Here is a 3,432-nt window from a genome sequence, read left to right as displayed (position 1 = left end):
CGCCGGGCCCGCCCCGGCAGCCCGCCGGGCCGCGCCGAGTCGGCCGGCGGGCTGCTGACACACCTTCAGCGACAGGTACCGACAGATGTCGGCACCTGCGGTACACGGCACACGACAGGCCCCCGCACCCCCGTGTCGGGGGCCTGTCATGTGTGAGCCTGTTCCGCGTACGGAAGAGCACGTCCTGAGCGCGCGCACAGCGCGCGGAAGCGGAAGAACGTCAGTCGCCGAGGACTCGAAGAACCCGGAAGACCCCATGCCCCGCGGCCGTTATTCGCTCCATGATCCGCACGATCACTTTCCTCTCGGTGACGAACATTTCCACTGCGCCCCTGGTCCCTCCGGCTGGCGCTATGTCTCCCAGATCACCACTCCCTCCGGCGACCACGCAGGCTCCGTCGATCTGGCCCTCGACGAACTCGGCCGCCCTATCCGTCTGCAACTCCACGCCGCGAGCTGGCAGGTCCGCGGTGCCGCCCTGGACGGCGTCACCTGGGTCCGTACCGACCCCACCGGCGCCCATGCCACCGAAGGCAATGTGCGCGCCCATGCCTTCACCGGCACCTCCCCTGCCTTTCTGGTCGCGACAGCGCGACTTCTCCGTCTCACTCCTGGCTCCCCGGCGACCCGCGTCCGTCTCGTGGCCTTCACGGACCCGGTCCTGGCACCCCGTACCGTCGATCAGTCCTGGGCGCTGGTGAACAGTGAAGCGCACGCCACTGACAATGGCCCTCTGACCGTGGACGAGTACCAGGTCAACGCCCTGGACACCGGTGAACAGCACACGGTTCACCTCGCCGGAGACGTGGTGCTCTCAGCCCCCGGCATCGAACTCGAAGACCTCGAAACGCCGCCCTCGGCCATGCCCTGACCATGTCCTGACGTGAGGCCCCTCTCCGCCTACGCGGGCGGAGCGAAGCCTGTGCGCCGCGGCGCCTCCTCAGCACCCGGTGCTGGCGCGGTGGTCGGCAGCGACAGAGATGGCGTCGGCAGAGATACGGGAGCAACGGCAGGCGCGGGCTCGGTTGCGGCAGTAGCAGTAGCAGTAGCAGTAGCGGTGGGAGAAGCCACAGGAGTAGGTGCGGGAGCAAACGCGGATGTCGGCGTCGCCGAGCGCGTCGCCGAGCCGGGAGGTCCTCCCAAGGTCCGCCGAGCCTCCCGCGCCTGCCGCTCATGCACCACGGCCGCGAGATAGGCCCCCGCGGGAACTCCTTCCGGCGTCGGCGCTCCCGTACGAGCCGCCAGATCATCCGCGAGCCGCTCCGCCATCGACCGGCTCACGCCCGCTTCGAGCTGTCCCAGCCGCGTCAGGTACTGACGTATCGCGAGCCACAACTCGTCCGGCACGGCGGAGAGATCGAGCTCCGCGAAGCGTCCCACGAGCCATGGCGGAGGAGGCGGGACCATCGCCATACGGCCGGCTGGCACCCGTTCCCGTACGACCAGAGTTCCCGCGAAGACATCGCCGATCCGCCGCCCTCGCGCCGACACCAGCGACGCGATACAGGCGATGACCCCGAACGACATCAGAATCTCCACCACGCCCATCGCTCCGCGTACCAACGCGTGCCGGAACCGTATGGGCCCACCGTCGTCCCGTACGACCCGCAGCCCACAGGCCAGCTTCCCCAGCGAGCGCCCGTGGCTGAGCGTCTCCACCGCGATCGGACCGCCCACCAGAATCAGCAGGAAGGACGCGATGGCCAGCGCCGCGACCGCCGCGTCGTCCAGCGAGCCCGTCGCCAGCGCGAGCCCGAACATGACCAGGAGATAGACGGTCCACACCACGATCAGGTCGATCGCCAGTGCCAGCGCCCGGCTCGGCAGCTTCGCCGGGCGCAGCCCCAGTACGACCGCGTCGCCCGTCACAAGCTCATTCACCGGTGCTCACCTTTCGCCGACGACCTTCCCTGCCTCTGAAGGCAACAGTCTGCCAAGCTGACCCGCAGCGCGTCGCGGTGGTGCAGTCGCAGTAGTTGCCGTACCGCGGGAGTACGGACCGTACGCACCCACTGCCTGGAGCAGCAGCCGACCATGGATCTCGATGTCTTCGTGACAGCCCACCGTGCCGAGTGGGACCGCCTGGAACATCTCCTGCACCGCGGTCGCCGCCTCAGCGGTGCCGAGGCCGACGAACTCGTCGCCCTCTATCAGCGCACGGCCACCCATCTCTCGCTGATCCAGTCCACCGCGCCCGATCCGATGATCACCACGCGGCTCACCCAGCTCGTGGCCCGCGCCCGTGCCACGGTCACCGGTGCCCGCCGCGCCACCTGGCGCGATGCCGTGCGCTTCCTTACTGCGGGCTTTCCCGCCGCCGTCTACCGGTCCAGGTACTGGTGGATACCGACCGCGGTGCTCTCGACACTCCTCGCCGCGGTCATCGGCTGGTGGATCGGAGCCCATCCCGAGATCCAGTCGGCCATAGGCGCGCCGGACGAGCTGCGTCAGATGACACGTCCTGGTGGCGAGTACGAAACGTACTACTCCAGCCACCCGGCGGCCTCCTTCGCCGCTCAGGTCTGGACGAACAATGCCCAGGCCGCCGCCATGTGTCTGGTCCTGGGAGCGTTCCTCTGTCTCCCGGTGATCGCGGTCCTCTTCGTCAATGTGCTCAACCTCGGGGTCGGGATCGGCCTGATGTCCTCGGCCGGCCGCCTCGACACCTTCCTCGGGCTGATCCTTCCCCACGGCCTGCTCGAACTGACAGCCGTCTTCGTCGCCGCCGGTACGGGACTGCGCCTCGGCTGGACGTTGATCGATCCAGGGCCATACAGCCGCCGCACCGCGATGGCCCAGCAGGGCCGCGCCGCGCTCGGCATGGCCATCGGTCTCGCCCTAGTGCTGTTCGTGTCGGGTGTGATCGAAGGCTTCGTCACCCCCTCTGGCCTGCCAACCTGGGCGCGCATAGCCATTGGCATAGCCGCTGAGCTGGCCTTTCTCTCCTACGTGTATGTCCTCGGCGGCCGAGCGGCGCGGGCCGGCGAGACAGGGGACGTGGAGGCCCTGGACCGCAGCGCGGAACTTCCCACCGCAGCCTGATGTGCGGATCACGTCCCTGACCTGTTAGTCTCCTCTTCGCCTCGCAAGGACCGTTGACACGGTCTGTGTGGGGAGGTAGATTTGAACGGTTGCCTCGGAGTTGGACAAGCTCCGAGAGCGGTGGTTCATAATCTATGCGGCTCCCGACGGAAGGTACTTCCGTTGAGCCCCTCTCGATTCGCCTTCCAGATCATCAAGGTCGATGTGATTCGGCCTCGAATGTTTCTGATAAAGTCGGATCACGCCGAAAGGCAAAAGACCAATCCAAAGGTCACCGGAATTCATGAGGCGGAAGACGTCGAATGAGTCTGGTAAAGTCGGAGACGCAAGACAGCAAGACAAGTAAGGCCGAAGGGAAATGCCCGGAGGAAAGCCCGTGAGGGTGAGTAC

3 protein-coding genes are annotated in these 3,432 nt (G+C 67.2%); 2 read left to right on the top strand and 1 reads right to left on the bottom strand.

Features of this window, described 5'->3' with window-relative positions; all coding sequences use genetic code 11:
• Window positions 1-256 precede the first annotated feature (256 nt).
• Window positions 257-871, top strand: coding sequence for a hypothetical protein (locus GA0115259_RS33735; RefSeq protein ID WP_093603968.1), 615 nt, complete (start codon window positions 257-259; stop codon window positions 869-871).
• 29 nt (window positions 872-900) lie between these two features.
• Here the strand turns inward: GA0115259_RS33735 and GA0115259_RS33730 are convergent, their stop codons facing one another.
• Entirely contained in the window at window positions 901-1,881 is a 981-nt protein-coding gene (locus GA0115259_RS33730; protein ID WP_176732747.1) for an RDD family protein, read from the bottom strand.
• A gap of 153 nt (window positions 1,882-2,034) precedes the next feature.
• On the opposite strand from GA0115259_RS33730, the gene GA0115259_RS33725 reads away from it, so the two are divergent.
• Window positions 2,035-3,042 (top strand): stage II sporulation protein M, encoded by a 1,008-nt coding sequence (locus tag GA0115259_RS33725; RefSeq protein WP_093603966.1) that lies wholly within the window; start codon window positions 2,035-2,037, stop codon window positions 3,040-3,042.
• Window positions 3,043-3,432: the final 390 nt, after the last annotated feature.

This window comes from Streptomyces sp. MnatMP-M17 (assembly GCF_900091995.1).
Lineage (GTDB): Bacteria > Actinomycetota > Actinomycetes > Streptomycetales > Streptomycetaceae > Streptomyces.
The sequence above is the reverse complement of the archived record's forward strand: the minus strand, read 5'-3'. Positions and strand labels throughout refer to the sequence as shown.